The sequence below is a fragment of the Streptomyces sp. NPDC040432 genome (assembly GCF_055595445.1).
Map to the genome: position 1 here is coordinate 466,250 of NZ_JBVIVP010000003.1, position 17,856 is coordinate 484,105.

The 17,856-nt window shown below is 71.9% G+C and carries 13 protein-coding genes; 11 read left to right on the top strand and 2 right to left on the bottom strand.

Annotation, left to right across the window (positions count from 1 at the left end; all coding sequences use genetic code 11):
• The 6 genes from ACZ58N_RS09215 to galE all read left to right on the top strand — a co-directional run.
• Positions 1–3,630: Rne/Rng family ribonuclease (locus tag ACZ58N_RS09215; RefSeq protein WP_471157258.1), on the top strand; the 3,630-nt coding region annotated here is incomplete at its 5' end.
• Between the two features lie 281 nt (positions 3,631–3,911).
• Complete coding sequence (gene rplU / locus ACZ58N_RS09220) at positions 3,912–4,232, top strand: 50S ribosomal protein L21 (protein WP_030159347.1); 321 nt, start codon at positions 3,912–3,914, stop codon at positions 4,230–4,232.
• Between the two features lie 13 nt (positions 4,233–4,245).
• A complete protein-coding gene (gene rpmA, locus ACZ58N_RS09225; RefSeq protein WP_362876795.1) occupies positions 4,246–4,500 on the top strand; it encodes a 50S ribosomal protein L27 in 255 nt (84 codons plus the stop codon).
• Between the two features lie 168 nt (positions 4,501–4,668).
• The gene (obgE, locus tag ACZ58N_RS09230; RefSeq protein WP_471157261.1) at positions 4,669–6,114 is read left to right on the top strand and encodes a GTPase ObgE; all 1,446 of its coding nucleotides are present in this window, start codon (positions 4,669–4,671) and stop codon (positions 6,112–6,114) included.
• A 57-nt stretch (positions 6,115–6,171) separates the two neighbouring features.
• Positions 6,172–7,809, top strand: coding sequence for a glycosyltransferase family 2 protein (locus ACZ58N_RS09235; protein ID WP_471157263.1), 1,638 nt, complete (start codon positions 6,172–6,174; stop codon positions 7,807–7,809).
• A 16-nt stretch (positions 7,810–7,825) separates the two neighbouring features.
• Positions 7,826–8,842: a UDP-glucose 4-epimerase GalE gene (gene galE, locus ACZ58N_RS09240; RefSeq protein WP_471157265.1), complete on the top strand. Its 1,017-nt coding sequence runs from the start codon at positions 7,826–7,828 to the stop codon at positions 8,840–8,842.
• A 69-nt stretch (positions 8,843–8,911) separates the two neighbouring features.
• Here the strand turns inward: galE and ACZ58N_RS09245 are convergent, their stop codons facing one another.
• Positions 8,912–10,093, bottom strand: a complete 1,182-nt coding sequence (locus ACZ58N_RS09245; protein ID WP_471157267.1) for a glycosyltransferase — start codon at positions 10,091–10,093, stop codon at positions 8,912–8,914.
• A complete protein-coding gene (locus ACZ58N_RS09250; protein WP_471157269.1) occupies positions 10,090–12,960 on the bottom strand; it encodes a bifunctional glycosyltransferase/CDP-glycerol:glycerophosphate glycerophosphotransferase in 2,871 nt (956 codons plus the stop codon). The genes ACZ58N_RS09245 and ACZ58N_RS09250 overlap by 4 nt, the downstream gene beginning before the upstream one ends.
• A gap of 158 nt (positions 12,961–13,118) precedes the next feature.
• Here ACZ58N_RS09250 and ACZ58N_RS09255 point away from each other — a divergent pair, with 158 nt between their 5' ends.
• From ACZ58N_RS09255 to ACZ58N_RS09275, 5 genes are all read left to right on the top strand, one after another.
• On the top strand, positions 13,119–14,096 hold the full coding sequence (locus ACZ58N_RS09255; RefSeq protein ID WP_471157271.1) for a glycosyltransferase family 2 protein: 978 nt from the start codon (positions 13,119–13,121) through the stop codon (positions 14,094–14,096).
• A complete protein-coding gene (locus ACZ58N_RS09260; protein WP_471157273.1) occupies positions 14,093–14,521 on the top strand; it encodes a GtrA family protein in 429 nt (142 codons plus the stop codon). The genes ACZ58N_RS09255 and ACZ58N_RS09260 overlap by 4 nt, the downstream gene beginning before the upstream one ends.
• 93 nt (positions 14,522–14,614) lie before the next feature.
• A complete protein-coding gene (proB, locus tag ACZ58N_RS09265; RefSeq protein ID WP_471157275.1) occupies positions 14,615–15,742 on the top strand; it encodes a glutamate 5-kinase in 1,128 nt (375 codons plus the stop codon).
• An 84-nt stretch (positions 15,743–15,826) separates the two neighbouring features.
• A complete protein-coding gene (locus ACZ58N_RS09270) occupies positions 15,827–16,261 on the top strand; it encodes a hypothetical protein (protein WP_471157277.1) in 435 nt (144 codons plus the stop codon).
• Between the two features lie 242 nt (positions 16,262–16,503).
• Positions 16,504–17,787 (top strand): glutamate-5-semialdehyde dehydrogenase, encoded by a 1,284-nt coding sequence (locus ACZ58N_RS09275; protein WP_471157279.1) that lies wholly within the window; start codon positions 16,504–16,506, stop codon positions 17,785–17,787.
• The last annotated feature ends 69 nt before the right edge of the window (positions 17,788–17,856 follow it).

Sequence of the window (17,856 nt, forward strand, 5' to 3'; positions counted from 1 at the left end):
GCCGTGGCCGCTCCGGCCGCCGTCGAGGCGGCTGCCGAGGCCGTGGTGGAGGCCGCTCCCGCGGCTGCTCCCGTGGTCGAGGAGCCGGTCGCGGCTCCGGTTGCCGCGCCGCGTGCCCGTCGTCGGGCCACCCGTGCGGTGACCGCCCCCGAGGCGCCCGCCGCCGAGCCCGTCGTGGGGGCCGCCCCCGCCCCGGTCGCCCCGGTGGCCGAGGAGGAGGCGCCGGCCGCTCCGGCCTCCGCGCCGCGTGCCCGTCGCCGCGCCACCCGCGCCGTGGCCGCCCCGGCAGCCGCCGAGGCGCCCGCCGCCGAGATCGCCGTCGAGACGCCGGCCGCCGTGCAGGAGGCCCCGAAGGCCGCCGCCCGCGCCGTCACCGTCGCCGACGCCGTCGACTCCCCGAAGCGCGGCGGCCGTCGCCGCGCCACCCGTTCCACCTCGGCGGCCGCTCCGGCGCAGCCCGTGGCCGCCGTCGAGCCCGAGGCCACCGCCCCGGCCCCGAACCGTGCCGCCCGCCGCGCCGCGCGTCCCGCCGTGGCCGTCTTCCAGGCCCCGGTCTTCGCCGAGCCGATGTTCCAGACCCCGGAGACCGCCGCCATGGCCGCTGCGGCAGCCGCCGCCGCGTCCCGGGCGGAGGAGGCCGAGGAGGAAGAGGACGAGACCGAGGTCGAGGCGCAGGCCCCGGCCCCCGTCGAGCAGCCGACCGGTCGTCGTCGCCGCCGCCGTGGCGCCCCCGCCGAACCCGTCGCCGCACCCGCCGCCCCCGCGCCCGCGCTCGGTGCACCCGTGTCGCTGGCCGACGTCGAGCTCCTCGACGAGGAGCAGGACGCCGAGGTCGAGGCCGCCGAGCTCGACGAGGACGAGGCCGACGAGTCGGGCGAGCGCCCCTCGCGTCGTCGTCGCCGCGGTGGCCGTCGCCGCCGTCGCGGTGAGGCCGCCGACCTCGACGAGTCCGCCGAGGAGGAGACCGGCGCCGCCGAGGACGCCGAGGAGGAGGACGCCGACGACGCGGACGACGCCGAGCTCGGTTCCTCGTCCAGCCGTCGCCGTCGTCGCCGTCGCCGTCGCAGCGGTGACTCCGGCGCCGACACCGAGGTCGCCGAGGACGACGGCGTTCGCACCGTCGTCAAGGTCCGCGAGCCGCGCCCGGCGCGCGAGCGCAGCGAGTCCACGTCCTCCGACGAGGTCCAGTCCATCAAGGGCTCGACCCGCCTGGAGGCCAAGAAGCAGCGCCGCCGCGAAGGCCGCGAGCAGGGCCGCCGTCGCGTCCCGATCATCACCGAGGCCGAGTTCCTGGCCCGCCGCGAGGCCGTCGAGCGCGTGATGGTCGTCCGTCAGTCCGGCGAGCGCACCCAGATCGGCGTGCTGGAGGACAACGTCCTCGTCGAGCACTACGTCAACAAGGAGGAGGCCACCTCCTACGTCGGCAACGTCTACCTGGGCAAGGTCCAGAACGTGCTGCCGTCCATGGAGGCCGCCTTCATCGACATCGGCAAGGGGCGCAACGCCGTCCTGTACGCCGGTGAGGTCAACTTCGAGGCGCTCGGCATGGCCAACGGGCCGCGCCGCATCGAGTCCGCCCTCAAGTCCGGCCAGTCGGTCCTCGTGCAGGTCACCAAGGACCCGATCGGCCACAAGGGCGCCCGCCTGACCAGCCAGGTCTCGCTGCCCGGCCGCTACCTGGTCTACGTGCCCGAGGGCTCGATGACCGGCATCAGCCGGAAGCTGCCCGACACCGAGCGCGCACGCCTGAAGACCATCCTCAAGAAGATCGTCCCCGAGGACGCGGGCGTCATCGTGCGCACCGCCGCCGAGGGTGCGAGCGAGGACGAGCTGCGTCGCGACGTCGAGCGCCTGCAGGCCCAGTGGGAGGACATCCAGAAGAAGTCGAAGCAGATCTCGACCTCTTCGCCGAGCCTCCTGTACGGCGAGCCGGACATGACCGTCCGCGTCGTCCGCGACATCTTCAACGAGGACTTCTCGAAGGTCATCGTCAGCGGTGACAGCGCCTGGGAGACCATCCACGGCTACGTGAACCACGTGGCCCCGGACCTCGCCGACCGGCTGTCGCGCTGGACCTCCGAGGTCGACGTCTTCGCGACGTACCGGATCGACGAGCAGCTCGCCAAGGCGCTCGACCGCAAGGTGTGGCTGCCCTCGGGCGGTTCCCTCGTAATCGACAAGACCGAGGCGATGATCGTCATCGACGTCAACACCGGCAAGTTCACCGGTCAGGGCGGCAACCTTGAGGAGACCGTCACCAGGAACAACCTGGAGGCGGCCGAGGAGATCGTGCGTCAGCTGCGGCTGCGCGACCTGGGCGGCATCGTCGTCATCGACTTCATCGACATGGTCCTGGAGTCCAACCGCGACCTGGTCCTGCGGCGCATGCTGGAGTGCCTGGGCCGCGACCGCACCAAGCACCAGGTGGCCGAGGTCACCTCGCTGGGCCTGGTGCAGATGACCCGCAAGCGGGTGGGCCAGGGTCTGCTGGAGTCCTTCTCCGAGACCTGCGTCCACTGCAACGGTCGCGGTGTCATCGTCCACATGGAGACCCCGACCGCGGTGGGCGGCGGTGGCAACGGCAAGCGTTCCAAGCGCCGTGGCGGCCGTGGTCCGGAGCACGACCACGACCACGACACCGAGACGGTGGAGACCACCGGCACGGACGGGTACGAGGCCGACTCGGAGATCGAGATCGAGACCGAGGCCGAGGTGGCCGCCGAGGTCGCCGCGCCGCGGGCGCTGCCGGAGCCGGAGTTCGTCGCCGACGAGGAGCTGTACGGCAGCGCCGCCGAGGCGGAAGCCGCAGCCGGCGGCGTCAGCGGCCGTCGCAACCGTCGCCGGGCCACCCGCAAGGCGACCGCTCCCGCGGGTGCCCCGCGCGGTGCGGTGCGTCCCGCCGCCGCGGCCCCGGTGACCCCCGTGGTCGAGGACGAGCCGGTCGTGGAGCCCGCCGACACGGTCCTGGAGCCCGCCCCCGAGGCCGTCGAGGCCGCGGAGACGGTCACCGAGGCCCCGGAGGTCGCCGTCGAGGAGGCCGCGCCCAAGGGCCGGACCCGTCGCCGCGCCACCCGCAAGGCGACCGCTCCTGCGGGCGCCCCGGCCGGCGAGGCCGTCGCACCGGCGGCACCCGCCGCGCCGGAAGCCCCGGCCGCCGTCGAGCCGGAGCCCGTCGCCCCGGTCGTGGCGGAGGCCGAGCCGGTCGTCGAGGCCCCGGCCGCCGTCGAGCCCGAGCCGGTCGCCCCGGCCCTCGTGGAGGCCGCTCCGGCCCGTCCGCGGCGCCGCGCCGTCCGCAAGGCCACCGCACCCGCGGGTGCGGCGGAGGCGGCCGTCGTGGTGGTCGAGAGCGCCGCTGCCGACGTCGCCGAGCCGGTGACCGAGGCCGACGCCCCGGCTGCCGAGGCCGCCGAGGCCGAGCCGGCCCCGGTGAAGAAGGCCCGTAAGGCGCCGGCCAAGAAGGCGACGACCACGGCTGCGAAGAAGGCCCCGGCCAAGAAGGCGGCGGCCGCGAAGAAGACCGTCGCGAAGAAGACGACGGCCAAGAAGACCGTGGCGAAGCGGGCTTCGAAGAAGACCGCGGCGGCGGAGCAGACGCTCCCGTCCGTCTCGGCTCCGACCGACGAAGCCTGATCCGCTCCATGACCGTGGGCCCCGCCGGAAGGCGGGGCCCACGGCCTTGCGGGGCCCGGTTTGACCCTCCGGAACCGGCCCCGTAACCTAGACCGTCGGCGTGTCTTGGACGATTACCGTTCAACGTGCGTCGCGCTCCTGAGCACCTTCCTCCCCACGTCGTCCGCGCGAGCGGACGGATCACGGGAGAGGCCGCTCGTCCAATCCGGATCACCGTGGGCCCCGGCCCGCGTGAGTGGCTGGCTTCAGGAGCATCCGTCCCGAGTGAGAGAGAGATCCGCGTGTACGCCATCGTGCGCAGCGGTGGTCGCCAGCACAAGGTTGCTGTCGGCGACATCGTTGAGGTTGACAAGATTTCCACTGCCAAGGTTGGCGACACGGTCGAGCTCTCGACCCTGCTCGTTGTCGACGGCGACGCCGTGACCAGCGACCCGTGGGTGCTGGCCGGGATCAAGGTTCAGGCCGAGATCGTGGACCACCACAAGGGCGCCAAGATCGACATCCTGCGCTACAAGAACAAGACCGGCTACCGCCGTCGCCAGGGTCACCGCCAGCAGTACACGGCGATCAAGGTCACCGGTATCCCCACGGCTGCGAAGTAAGAGGGACTGAGACATGGCACACAAGAAGGGCGCATCGTCCACCCGGAACGGGCGCGATTCCAATGCTCAGCGGCTCGGCGTGAAGCGCTTCGGCGGTCAGGTCGTTTCCGCTGGTGAGATCCTCGTCCGCCAGCGCGGCACCCACTTCCACCCGGGTTCGGGTGTGGGCCGTGGCGGCGACGACACGCTGTTCGCGCTGCTCCCCGGTGCCGTCGAGTTCGGCACCCACCGCGGTCGCAAGGTCGTCAACATCGTTCCGGCCGCCTGATCCAGCTCCTGCTGATCACGGCGTACTGAACTCCCCGAGGGCGGATCTCAACTCTTCCCGGCGCATGCCGGGAAGAGAGGTCCGCCCTCGGCGCGTTGTCATATCGACACGTTTAATGGGTAGCAAGGCCTACCCGGGACATTCCCGCATGTATCTGGAGGAACAACCATGACCACCTTCGTGGACCGCGTCGAGCTGCACGTCGCCGCGGGTAACGGGGGCCACGGCTGCGCCTCCGTTCACCGGGAGAAGTTCAAGCCGCTCGGCGGCCCCGACGGCGGCAACGGCGGCCGTGGCGGCGACGTCATCCTGGTGGTGGAGCAGGCGATCACCACCCTGCTGGACTACCACCACAGCCCGCACCGCAAGGCGACCAACGGTCAGCCCGGTGCCGGCGACAACCGCTCCGGCAAGGACGGCCAGGACCTGATCCTGCCCGTCCCGGACGGCACCGTCGTCCTCGACAAGGAGGGCAACGTCCTCGCCGACCTCGTCGGCCAGGGCACCACCTACGTCGCGGGTGAGGGCGGCCGCGGCGGCCTCGGCAACGCCGCGCTCTCCTCGGCCCGCCGCAAGGCGCCCGGCTTCGCGCTCCTGGGCGTCCCCGGTACCACCGGCGACATCATCCTGGAGCTCAAGACCGTCGCCGACGTCGCGCTGGTCGGTTTCCCGAGCGCGGGCAAGTCCTCGCTGATCTCGGTGCTCTCCGCCGCCAAGCCGAAGATCGCGGACTACCCCTTCACCACCCTGGTCCCGAACCTGGGCGTCGTCACCGCCGGTTCGACCGTCTACACCATCGCCGACGTCCCGGGCCTCATCCCGGGCGCCAGCCAGGGCAAGGGCCTCGGCCTGGAGTTCCTGCGCCACGTCGAGCGCTGCTCGGTGCTGGTGCACGTCCTCGACACCGCCACCCTGGAGTCGGACCGCGACCCGCTCGCCGACCTCGACGTCATCGAGGAGGAGCTGCGGATCTACGGCGGCGGCCTGGAGAAGCGGCCCCGCCTCGTCGTCCTCAACAAGGTCGACATCCCCGACGGCCAGGACCTCGCCGACATGGTCCGCCCCGACCTGGAGGCCCGCGGCTACAAGGTCTTCGAGGTCTCCGCGGTCGCCCGCACCGGCCTGAAGGAGCTGTCCTACTTCCTCGCCGAGGTCGTCGCCAAGGCCCGCGCCCGCAAGCCGAAGGAGGAGGCGACCCGCATCGTCATCCGTCCGAAGGCCGTCGACGACTCCGGTTTCACCGTCACCTACGACGAGGTCGAGGACGTCTACCAGGTGCGTGGCGAGAAGCCCGAACGCTGGGTCCGCCAGACCGACTTCAACAACGACGAGGCCGTCGGCTACCTCGCCGACCGGCTCAACCGCCTCGGTGTCGAGGACGCCCTGAAGAAGGCCGGTGCCCGTGCCGGCGACGGCGTGGCCATCGGCTCCGACGAGAACTCCGTCGTCTTCGACTGGGAGCCGACCATGATGGCCGGCGCCGAGATGCTGGGCCGCCGCGGCGAGGACCACCGCCTGGACGCACCGCGCCCGGCCAGCACGCGCCGCAAGGACAAGGAAGCCAAGCGCGGCGACTCCTCCCAGCAGGAGTACGACGAGTTCCGCCCGTTCTGATCCCGTGGTCGCGGGGGCTTGAAGCCGGCTTTACACCGTTCGCCTAGGATCCTCCGGGTGAACAGCAGCAATTCCGGCACTGACGCCGCCGCGGCCCCCGCCGTCTCCGTGGTGGTGATCGCTTACAACGACGCCGGGCTCGTGGGCGAGGCCGTTTCCTCGGCCCTCGCCCAGGGCCCGGTGGTCGCCGAGGTCATCGCGGTCGACGACGCCTCCTCGGACGGGACCGGCCGGGTACTGGACGAGCTGGCCGCCGCCCACCCCCGGCTGAAGGTCGTCCACCGCACGGACAACAGCGGCGGCTGCGGCACCCCCCGCAACGACGGGATCGCCGCCGCGACCTCCCCGTACGTCCTGTTCCTGGACAGCGACGACGTCCTGCCCCCCGGCGCCGCGGCCGCGCTGCTCGCGGCCGCCGTGGAACACCGAACCCCCGTCACCGTCGGCTCCTGCGTGCGCCGCGAACTGCCCGAGGGCCGCGACGTGCCGTGGATGCCCGGCCTGCACACACCGGGCGAGGTCATCGAACGGCCCACCGACCGGCCCGAACTGGTCCGCGACACCCTCTGCGTCAACAAGCTGTACGAACGCGCCTTCCTCGACGAGCACGGCATCCGGTTCCCCGACGGCCGCTTCGTCTACGAGGACTTCCTGTTCACCGCGCGCGTCCTCGCCGCCGCCCCCCGCATCGCCGTCATCGGTGATCTCGTCTACGTCTGGCACGTGCGCCGCAGCGCCGCCCGCAAGTCGATCTCCCTCGACCGCGCCGACGTCGGCAACTGGCGGTCCCGCGTCGGGGCCCACCGCGCCGCCGCCACCACCCTCGCCGAGGCCTCCCCGGAGCTCGGCCGCGCCTGCCGGGTCAAGTTCCTCGACTACGACCTTCGGATGTACCTGCGCGAGCTCGGCCAGGACCCCGACCACCGGGCCGCCTGGTGGGATCTCACCCGGGCCTACCTGGAGGGCTTCTCCGACGCCGACATCGAGGCCGCTCCCGCCCGCGCCCGGTGGACGGCGCGCGTCCTGCTGGCCGCCCCGGCCCCGCCCGCCGACGTGGAGCGGCTGACCCGGCTCGCCGCCGAGCCGGCCCGGCTCCAGCCGCCGTACGCCACGGACCCGGCCGGGCTGCCGGTGTGGAGCGAGGAACTTCCCGTCGCCCTCGACGGCCTCGCCGCGCTGCCCGTCGCGGAACTGCCCGTCACCGTCGACGCCGAACCCGCCGGGGGCGGCGCCGTCCGGCTCCGCGTCCGCGACCTGTACGGCCGCCTCGCGCAGGCCCGGCCGGAGACCGTCGCGCTGACCTTCCACCCCCGGACCGGAACGGAACCCGTACCCGCCCGCCCCGTGGCACTGCGCCCCGCCGCCGACGGCGACGGCTGGACCGCCGATGTGCCGTTGCGCCCTGCCGCGCTGGCCGCCCTCGGCCGCAGCCGCGGCCTGCGCGGCATGCAGGCCTGGGACGTCCGGGTAGGCGTGCACTGCGGCGACGGGAGCTCCCTGATCACCTCCCTGCGCCCCCTGGGCGGTCTGCTCCGTCGCCGCGCACTGCCCAGCAGCCGGTACGGTGTTCTGCTGGCGCAGCCCTACCGGACGGCGGCGGGAGCACTGGCCCTGCGCCTGGCCCCCGGCGCCGGGGGCGCCCTGACCTTCGTACGCAACCGCCTCGACCGCGCCCGCACGCGCCGGTCGCGCTAGAGCTCGGGAGACACGCATGACATTTCTGATCACCGGTGGCGCCGGCTACATCGGCGCGCACGTCGTTCGCGCGATGCTGCTCGCCGGGGAGGAGGTCGTCGTCCTCGACGACCTCTCCACGGGCAACGAGGACCGGGTTCCGGAGGGCGTCCCGCTGGTGGTCGGATCGGTCCTGGACCGGCTGCTGCTCGACGACACGATCCGGCGCCACCGGATCACGGGCGTCGTGCACCTGGCGGGCAAGAAGCAGGTCGGCGAGTCCGTCGAGAAGCCGATGTACTACTACCACGAGAACGTGCAGGGCCTCACGGTGCTGCTCCAGGCCGTGGCCGCCGCGGGCATCCGCAACTTCCTGTTCTCCTCCTCGGCCTCCGTGTACGGGATGCCCGACGTGGACCTGGTCACCGAGGAGACCCCCTGCCTGCCGCTGAGCCCGTACGGCGAGACGAAGCTGGCCGGCGAGTGGCTGGTCCGCGCCGCCGGCAAGGCGCACGGCATCTCCACCGCCTGCCTGCGCTACTTCAACGTGGCGGGCGCGGCCACCCCCGAGCTCGCGGACACCGGTGTCTTCAACCTGGTCCCGATGGTCTTCGAGCGCTACGACGCCGGTGAGGGCGCGCGCATCTTCGGCGACGACTACCCGACCCCGGACGGCACCTGCATCCGCGACTACATCCACGTCGAGGACCTCGCCGAAGCCCACGTGGTGGCCGCGCGCCGGCTCGCCGAATGGGGTGCGGCGGGGGACCACAAGGACCTCACCGTCAACATCGGCCGGGGCGAGGGCGTCTCCGTCAAGGAGATGGTCGAGCTGCTGAACGAAGGCACCGGCCACACCCACGCGCCGGTCGTCACCCCGCGCCGTCCCGGTGACCCGGCGAAGGTCGTGGCCTCGGCCGAGCGGATCGCCGCCGAGCTCGGCTGGAAGGCCCGGCACGACGTCCGGGAGATGATCACCTCGGCGTGGGCCGGCTGGGAGGCCAACAAGGTGGGCACCCGCCGGGACCCCCACAAGGACGTCCACGCGGTCTGACCCGTCACACCGACGAAGCCGCCCGCCCCGGGAACGTCCGGGGCGGGCGGCTTCGTCGGTGGTCGGGGTTCAGCGGTCCAGGAACGCGAACAGTGCTTCCCAGCGGTCGGTGATCTCGTCGCCGGCGAAGCGCCGCACGTTGCGGAAGCCGGCGTCACCGAGCCGGTCGCGCAGGGCCGCGTCCGACATCAGGGCGTCCAGGTGCCCGGCGAGTTCCATGGTGTTGCCGAGGCGGGCCAGCAGCCCGTCCTCGCCGTGCTCCACGATCTCCCGCACGCCCGGCGCGCAGTCGAAGGCGGTCACCGGAAGGCCCGCCGCCATCGCCTCCAACAGGGTGATGGGGAAGCCCTCGGCACGGGAGGCCTGAGCGAAGACCGACGCCCCGCGCAGGGCGCCCAACACGTCGTCGGTGCTGCCCATCCACTCCACGGAGTCGTCGAGCCCGAGCGAGGTGCAGTGCGCCCGCAGGGCCTCCTCCTCGACGCCGGCGCCGTGGATCCGCAGGACCCAGTCCGGGTGGTGCGGGGAGGCGTCCGCCCACGCGTCGAGGAGCAGGTCCATGCCCTTCTCGAAGGCGAGCCTGCCGACGCTCGCGACGACCTTCGAGGTGCGCGGGGCGGGGGAATCGGGCATGAACGGCAGCGGGTTCGGCATGCTGTCGACGTTCTCCATGCCGGCCCGGATCCACAGGTCGGCGTCCTCCGGGGTCAGCACCAGCAGCCGGTCGACCTGGGAGTAGTGCCGCCGGACCCGATCGCCCCGCGTGGACTTGTGGCTGGCCTCGAACGACTCGTGGCTCATCCCGATGACCGACAGCCCCTTGGTGTCGGCGAGGGCCACCCACTCCATCGCCCAGACCTGCGTGACGATGACCACGCCGCCGGGCCGGGCCGCCCGGAAGAGACCGCTCAGGGTCTCCGCCCGGTCCCGCATCCCGGCCCGCCGGGCCGCCTGCCGGCGGCGTTCGGGGGCATTGAGCCGGCCCTTGAGGCCGTGCAGCCGGCGCGCCTTCGGCGGATGCGTGTCGTAGAGCGTCGTCGTCGCGTACGGCAGGTCGGCGGGCAGCGTCTGACGGATCTCGTCGGCGACGGGTGCGATGCCGACGACGTGCACCCGGTGGCCGCGGTCGGTCAACAGCCGGGCCATCTGGTGCGACCAGGTGGTCACCCCGCCGAGCTCGTCCACACTGTTGGAGACGAGGAAGACGTCGCGGCCGCCCGGCGCAGTGGACTCGTGGGGCTGCTGGCTCACTTGCCGCTCCTGGTGAAGAACTTCTCGACGATCCGGCGGGCCGCGTCGCCCCGGTCGTACTCGCCGAACTCGGTGAGGAAACGCTGACGGGCCTCGGCGTACTTGGCGTCCGCCTCGTCGAAGGCCGCGACCGCCTGCATCAGCTCGTCGGCCGTGGACACGACCGGGCCCGGCGCCTTCTCCTTCAGGTCGAAGTAGGTGCCGCGGATGTCCGTCGCGTAGGCGTCGTAGTCGTACGCGAAGAACAGCATCGGCCGGTCCAGCACCGCGTAGTCGAACATCACGGACGAGTAGTCGGTGATCAGCCCGTCGGCGAGGGCCAACAGCGGGGTGATGTCGTGGTGCCGGGACACGTCGAGGACGCGGCCCGCGACCGACGGCGGCAGCGACACGCTGTTGAGGTAGTGCGTGCGCACCAGCAGGGTGAAGCGGTCGCCGAGCCGGTCGGCGAACTCCTCCACGTCGAAGGGGAACTCGAAGTTCTCCACGGTGCCGTCCGCGTTCGCCCGGAACGTCGGCGCGTACAGCAGCACCTTCTTCTCGGGGTCGATGCCCAGTTCCGCGGCGAGCGGTCCGCGCAGCCGCTCCCCGCTGTCCGCCTCGGCGCGGTGCGCCTCGACCAGGGCGTCGTTGCGCGGGTAGCCGGTGCGCAGCAGCACCTCGTCGCGGAGCCGGAAGCCCTTGGCGAGGGTGCGGACGTCGTGCTCGGATCGGACCAGGAAGTGGTCGAAGCGGTCGACGGCCGCCTGGAAGCGGTCCTGCCCGGCCTTCCCCTGCGCCTTGGTGCGGGGCTCGTGGAAGCCCATCCGCTTGAGGGCGGACCCGTGCCAGGTCTGGATGTACGTGGTCCCCGGGCGCTTGGTCAGGGCCAGCGGGAAGCCCTGGTTGTCGACCCAGTACTCGGCCTGCGCCAGCGCCCGCAGGTACGGCCAGCTCCAGCGCCGCACCAAGGTGGCCTCCTTGGGGAAGCCGGTGGGCTTGCCGCCCGCGTACGACCAGATCGCCTCGAAGGGCGCGCCCTGGCGGACGAGCTCCTCGTAGATGGCCTTGGGGCTGTCGCTGTACTGCTTGCCCATGTGGCTCTCGAAGACGATCGTGCCCTTCTTGAGGGGCAACTTCGAGAAGACCTCGTGGTAGACCTTCACCTTCTGCTCGCCCGAGCCGATGTTGCGGCGGGCCCGCAGCGCGCGGCGCAGGCCGCGCTTGACCACTCCGGCGGCCCTGCCGTGCATCGCGCTGTTGATCAGGGTCTGGGTGCGGACGGCCGCGGCACCCTCGGCGGTCAGGACGTAGGAGAGGTTGCCCTTCTTGGTCATCTCCGGCTCGAAGCGGTCGGAGACGAGCCTGGTCAGACGCGGGCGGACCCGGAGCCGGGAGGCCGAGTCGAGGTCGACGGCACCGACGGAGACGCGGGTCGTCACCCGGTCGGCGCCCGCCGTCAGCTTCACCCGGACGTCCCAGACGGCGTCGATGATGCCGAGCGGGCGGACGGTGCTGCCGACGTCGGCCGTGGTGGACCACTCGATCGAGTCACCGGCGTGACGCACGGTTGCCACCGGGAAGCTGAACGAGCGGACCCCGATCTGCCGCCGGGCCCGGAATTCGAGGGAGGCCTTCAGCTCGGTTCCGGGCCTGATGCGGCCCAGCGGGTTCACGATGGAACCGGCCAGGGTGACGGTGCCGCGCCCGTCGTCCTCGTAGGAGGTCAGCCGGTTGCCCGGGCACAGGGAGGAGAGCGGGGCGGTGTGGAAGCCCTGCTCGGTGACGTCCAGTATCCGGCGGCCCTCGGCGTCGTCGAGGTGGCCGTCGCACCAGTAGACGCGGCCGTCGCGCTCCGCGAGCGGGGAGGACAGGCGCCCCTTGTTGGTCATCGCGTCGGCCGCGGCGAGGAGGTTGTCCCAGTCCTCCTTGCCGAGCAGGTAGGCACAGATGGCCTGGAGGTGGCTGACGTTGTCGTACGCGGCGGGGTCGAGGTCCGCGAGGTATCCGTTCGCCAGCCGGGCGAACTGCTGCCGGTAGTCGTCACCGAGGAGCGGCAGGTCGCGCAGGTGCAGCACCAGGTCGTGCTTGAGGAACTTGGCGTCCTTCGCCGACTTGATCGCGGTGTGGCCCTTGGCGGCGAGCAACTCGTCGACGCGGCGGTGGATCTCCATCCGGTGGACGAAGTTCGCGATCTCGTGGCGCCGGTTGCTGATCGACTTCGCCGCGGCCTTCTCGACGACGTTCCAGTAGTAGACGTGGTTCGGGATCAGGGTGATCCGTCGGGCGGCCACGTAGGCCTGCGCGGAGAACAGCAGGTCCTCGTAGTGGATGCCGACCGGGAACTCCAGGCCCTGCTCCAGCAGGAACTCGCGCCGGTAGCACTTGTTCGTCGACAGGGTGTCGTAGACCAGCAGGTCCGGGTACTCGGTGATCGACTCCAGCGTGCGGGTGTGCGCGTAGATCCACGGGTACCACTCGGTGGTCTTGTTCCACCGGTTGTCGAGGTGCACGCGCACGCACATGCCCGACACCAGGTCGGACCCGGTGCGCTCGGCGGCGGCCAGCATGTTCCGGCAGGCGTTGCGCTCCAGTACGTCGTCACTGTCCAGGAACATGACGTACGTGCCCGTGGCCTGCTGGATGCCGTGATTGCGGGGCGCGCCGCACCCGCCGCTGTTCTCGGGCAGCCGGAAGGCGCGCACCCGTCCCGGATGCGCCGCTTCCAGCTCCTTCGCGACCGAATAGGACCCGTCCTTGCTGCAGTCGTCGACGATCACGACTTCGACCCCGCGCAGGGTCTGGTCCAAAACCGACTGGACGGCTGTCTGCAGACGCTCTGCGTCGTTGTAGACGATGACGACCACGGAGACGTCAGGCACGTGCACCTCGATCCCTTCGTTCCATTCCGCTTATCCCGTCAAAGCTACCGTGTGCCGCACGCGACTCCGGCAGGCCGGCCACCGGCGTGCATACTTCTAAGGAAGAGGTGAGTGGCGGGTCCGGTCGCCGACAATCACCCGTTCGGACCCAGCAGGAAGTGCTCATGACCAAGCTGTCGGTAGTTGTCCCCTGTTACAACGAAGAAGCCGTGATCGACAGTTTCGACGCGGAGATCAGGCGGGTACTGGACGACCTGCCCGTCGAGTACGAGGTGTGCTACGTCGACGACGGCAGCCGTGACGGAACTCTCGAAAAGCTCCGCAAGATCGCCTCCGAGTACCCCGACCGGACCCGGTACGTGTCCTTCAGCCGCAACTTCGGCAAGGAGGCCGGCATGCTCGCCGGCCTGCGCGAGGCCACCGGCGACGCCGTCGTCATCATGGACGCCGACCTCCAGCACCCGCCGGAGCTGATCGCCACCATGCTGGAGCACTACCGGCAGGGCCACGACCAGATCATCGCCCGCCGCACCCGCGAGGGCGACAAGAAGCTCCGCTCGGCCCTGAGCCGCCTCTACTACCGGGGCGTCAACCGCTGGGTCGACGTCGAACTCGCCGACGGCGTCGGGGACTTCCGCATGCTGTCCCGGCCGGCCGTGGACGCCCTGCTCGCGCTGCCCGAGTACAACCGCTTCTCCAAGGGACTGTTCTCCTGGATCGGCTTCGACACCGTTCACTTCGACTACCGCAACGCCCAGCGCGAGGCCGGCGAGACGAAGTGGAAGTTCGGCAGCCTGCTGAACTACGGCATGGACGGGCTGATCTCGTTCAACAACCGACCGCTGCGCATCGGGATCTGGCTCGGCGTGTCGCTGGTCGGTCTGACCGGCCTGTACGCCCTGTGGATCACCATCATGGCGATCACCAACGGCATCGACTCGCCGGGCTACGTCACCCTCGTCGCGATGATCGCCGGAATCGGCGGCGTCCAGATGATCATGCTGGGTCTGATCGGCGAGTACATCGGTCGCATCTACTACGAGACCAAGCGCCGCCCCCACTTCCTCGTCAAGGAAGCCCACGGCGCCGAACGCATGCCCGGGATCTCCGAAGCCGTGATCGCGGAGCGCAGCCGCCGATGACGAAGAAGGACCAGCTCGGCCAGATCTTCCGGTTCGCCCTCGTGGGCGGCGTCAACACCGGCACCTTCTTCGGGTTCTACCTGCTGCTCCACCCGTGGATGCCGTACTTCGCCGCCTACACCCTGGCCTTCCTGCTGTCGATGATCGGGTCGTTCTTCATGAACACCTACTTCACCTACCGCACCCGGCCCACCTGGAAGAAGTTCCTGTTCTTCCCGCTGACCAACGTCACCAACTACGTCATCCAGTCCGTCGGTCTCTACGCCCTGGTCACCTGGGCCGGCATGGACACCCGGATCGCGCCGCTCGTCGCGGCCGTCGTCGCCATCCCCTTCACCTTCCTGCTGTCCCGCAGGATCCTGGTTCCCGGAGCGGCCCGCGCGGCGGAACCCGCGCCGCGTCCGTCGTCCTCGTCCACGGTCTGAAACCGCCGAGCGCGCGCTCACGGCCACCCCGTAGATTGGGCAGGTCGGCCGGACCTTCCGTCCGGCCGTCCGGCAAGGGGCAAGGGGACAGACGTGTCAGGGGCAAGGCAAGGCGTGCTGGACGCCCGCAGGATCGTGGTCAAGGTCGGTTCCTCCTCCCTGACCACGGCGGAGGGCGGACTCGACGCCGACCGGGTGGACGCCCTGGTCGACGTACTGGCCAAGGCACGCGGCGGCGGGGAGAAGGAGATCGTCCTGGTCTCCTCCGGCGCCATCGCCGCCGGACTCTCCCCGCTCGGCCTGCACCGCCGTCCCAAGGACCTCGCCCGCCAGCAGGCGGCCGCCAGCGTAGGGCAGGGCCTGCTCGTCGCCCGGTACACCGCTTCCTTCGCCCGCTACGGGATCCGCGTCGGCCAGGTCCTGCTCACCACCGACGACACCAGCCGGCGCGCGCACTACCGCAACGCCTACCGGACGCTCGACCAGCTCCTGGCCATGGGCGCCCTGCCCGTCGTCAACGAGAACGACACCGTCGCCACCGACGAGATCCGCTTCGGCGACAACGACCGGCTCGCAGCCCTCGTCGCCCACCTGGTCCGCGCCGACCTCCTCGTCCTCCTCTCCGACGTCGACGGCCTCTACGACGGCGACCCGTCGCAGCCCGGCACCACCCGCATCGACGAGGTGCGCGGCCCCCAGGACATCGCCCACGTCACCATCGGCAGCGCCGGCAAGGCGGGCGTCGGGACCGGCGGCATGGTCACCAAGGTCGAGGCCGCCCGGATCGCCGCCGCCGCAGGCATCCCCGTCGTCCTCACCTCCGCCAGCCAGGCCGCCGACGCGCTCTCCGGCCGCCCGACCGGCACCCACTTCCACGCCACCGGCCGCCGCTCCGCCGACCGGCTCCTGTGGCTCCAACACGCCTCGACCCCGCAGGGCCACCTCGTCCTGGACGACGGCGCCGTGCGCGCCGTCACCGAACGCGGCAGCTCCCTGCTGCCCGCCGGGATCGCCGCCGTCGAGGGCGATTTCGTCGCCGGGGACCCCGTGGAGCTGCGGTCCACGGACGGTCGCGCCGTCGCGCGGGGCCTCGTCAACTTCGACGCCAAGGAGCTCCCGCAACTCCTCGGCCGCTCCACCCGCGAGCTCGCCAGGGAGCTCGGACCCGCGTACGAGCGGGAGGTCGTACACCGTGACGATCTGGTGCTGCTCCAGGGCTGAGGTTCGGCAAAACCGCCGCGCGGGGGGCCGGGGACTGGTCAACTGTGAGGGGCGGACACGCGTAGCGCAGACAGGAGGCGGCTGGTGAGACGAGCGCTGACCAGCGTCGGCACCGGGGACGGCCACGGACAGGGGACCGGGCACGGAAACGGGGACCACGGCCACGGGGACCGGGACGAGTCCCGCCTGTGGCACATCACCCTGAGCGTCTCCGGCAAGCCCGCGCCCCTCTCGGAGGTCCGGCGCGGGCTGGAACAGCTCGCCCACGACCACCCCTTCCTGCTGACCAGCCGGTACGCCGACGACCACGCGGAGATCCGGTACTGGGAGGAGGCCCGCGACCTCCACGACGCGGCGGCCGTCGCCCTGCGACTGTGGGGCGAACACCGGTCCTCGGCGCGGCTGCCACCCTGGGAGATCGTCGGCCTGGAGGTCATCGACCGCGCGACGTACCACCAACGCGTGGCGGAGGGCTACGGCCCGCCCCCGGCCCACCCGGTGGGCGTGCACCCGTACTAGCCCGGCCCCATCCAGCCCCGCCGGCGTTTGAGGCGCGGGGTCCGGGGCGGAGCCCCGTAAGGGGTCCGGGCGGAGCCCGGGAAGCGGAGAAGGGGCGGGGCGGGGAGACGGCCCCGCGCAGCGGCCCCGGGGGCACCGGCCGGCGGAACCGGGGGAGGAGCCCCGGGGGCGGCCGGCCCGTCCCGCGTCTCGGGGGATGGAACCCCTTCGGGCCCGGTGGGGCCGGGGACTACCCTGGCCGCATGACCACGCTCGACGACGCCACCGCCACCTCCCCCGTCCTCGCCACCGCGCAGCGGTCCCGCACGGCCGCCGCCGCCATCGCGCCACTCCCGCGCGCCGCCAAGGACGCGGCCCTGCTGGCCGTCGCGGACGCCCTGGAGGCCCGAACGGCGGAGATCGTCGCCGCCAACGCCGTGGACACGGCCAAGGCGCGCGAGGCCGGCACGAGCGAAACGGTCATCGACCGCCTCACCCTCACCCCGGAGCGGGTCGGGGCCATCGCCTCCGACGTGCGCGACGTCGCCGCCCTCCCCGACCCCGTCGGCGAGGTCGTCCGCGGCTGGACCCTCCCCAACGGCATCGACCTCCGCCAGATCCGGGTACCGCTCGGCGTCGTCGGCATCATCTACGAGGCCCGCCCCAACGTCACCGTCGACGCCGCCGCCCTCTGCCTGAAGTCGGGCAACGCCGTTCTCCTGCGCGGCAGTTCGTCGGCCTACGCCTCCAACACCGCGCTCGTCGGCATCCTCCGCGACGCCATCGAGGGCGCGGGCCTGCCCGCCGACGCGATCCAGCTCGTCCCCGGTGAGTCCCGCGACTCCGTCCGCGAGCTGATGCGCGCCCGCGGCCTCGTCGACGTCCTCATCCCGCGCGGCGGCGCCTCCCTCATCAGGACCGTCGTCGAGGAGTCCACCGTCCCGGTCATCGAGACCGGTACCGGCAACTGCCACGTCTACGTCGACGCTGAGGCCGACCTCGGCATGGCGGTCGACATCCTCATCAACTCCAAGGCGCAGCGGCCCTCCGTCTGCAACTCCGCGGAAACTCTCCTCGTGCACCGCGACATCGCGGCAGCCTTCCTCCCGCTCGCCCTCGACGCCCTCGCCGATGCCGGCGTCACCGTCCACGGCGACGAGCGGGTCCTGGCAGCCGCCGAGGGCACCAAGGCCACCGCCCTCCCCGCCACCGACGAGGACTGGGCCGCCGAGTACCTGTCCTACGACATCGCCGCCGCCGTCGTGGACTCCCTCGACGACGCCGTCACCCACATCCGCCGCTGGACCTCCGGCCACACCGAGGCGATCGTCACCACCTCCCAGGCCGCCGCTCGCCGGTTCACCCAGCTGGTCGACTCGACCACCGTCGCCGTGAACGCCTCCACCCGCTTCACGGACGGTGGCCAGTTCGGCTTCGGTGCCGAGATCGGCATCTCCACCCAGAAGCTGCACGCCCGGGGCCCCATGGGCCTTCCCGAGCTCACCTCCACCAAGTACATCGTCACCGGCGACGGTCACACCAGGTAACCGCCCGACGGACACGGTGTGGCCGGATCCCGGCGTACGCCTGCCCAAAGCCGCCCCCCAGGTCTACGC

Excerpts from the sequence above, each read along its gene's own strand:
- obgE (WP_471157261.1), top strand. The coding sequence starts at position 4,669 with ATGACCACCTTCGTGGACCGCGTCGAGCTGCACGTCGCCGCGGGTAAC.
- ACZ58N_RS09275 (WP_471157279.1), top strand. The coding sequence starts at position 16,504 with ATGACCACGCTCGACGACGCCACCGCCACCTCCCCCGTCCTCGCCACC.
- rpmA (WP_362876795.1), top strand. The coding sequence starts at position 4,246 with ATGGCACACAAGAAGGGCGCATCGTCCACCCGGAACGGGCGCGATTCC.
- galE (WP_471157265.1), top strand. The coding sequence starts at position 7,826 with ATGACATTTCTGATCACCGGTGGCGCCGGCTACATCGGCGCGCACGTC.
- ACZ58N_RS09260 (WP_471157273.1), top strand. The coding sequence starts at position 14,093 with ATGACGAAGAAGGACCAGCTCGGCCAGATCTTCCGGTTCGCCCTCGTG.
- ACZ58N_RS09255 (WP_471157271.1), top strand. The coding sequence starts at position 13,119 with ATGACCAAGCTGTCGGTAGTTGTCCCCTGTTACAACGAAGAAGCCGTG.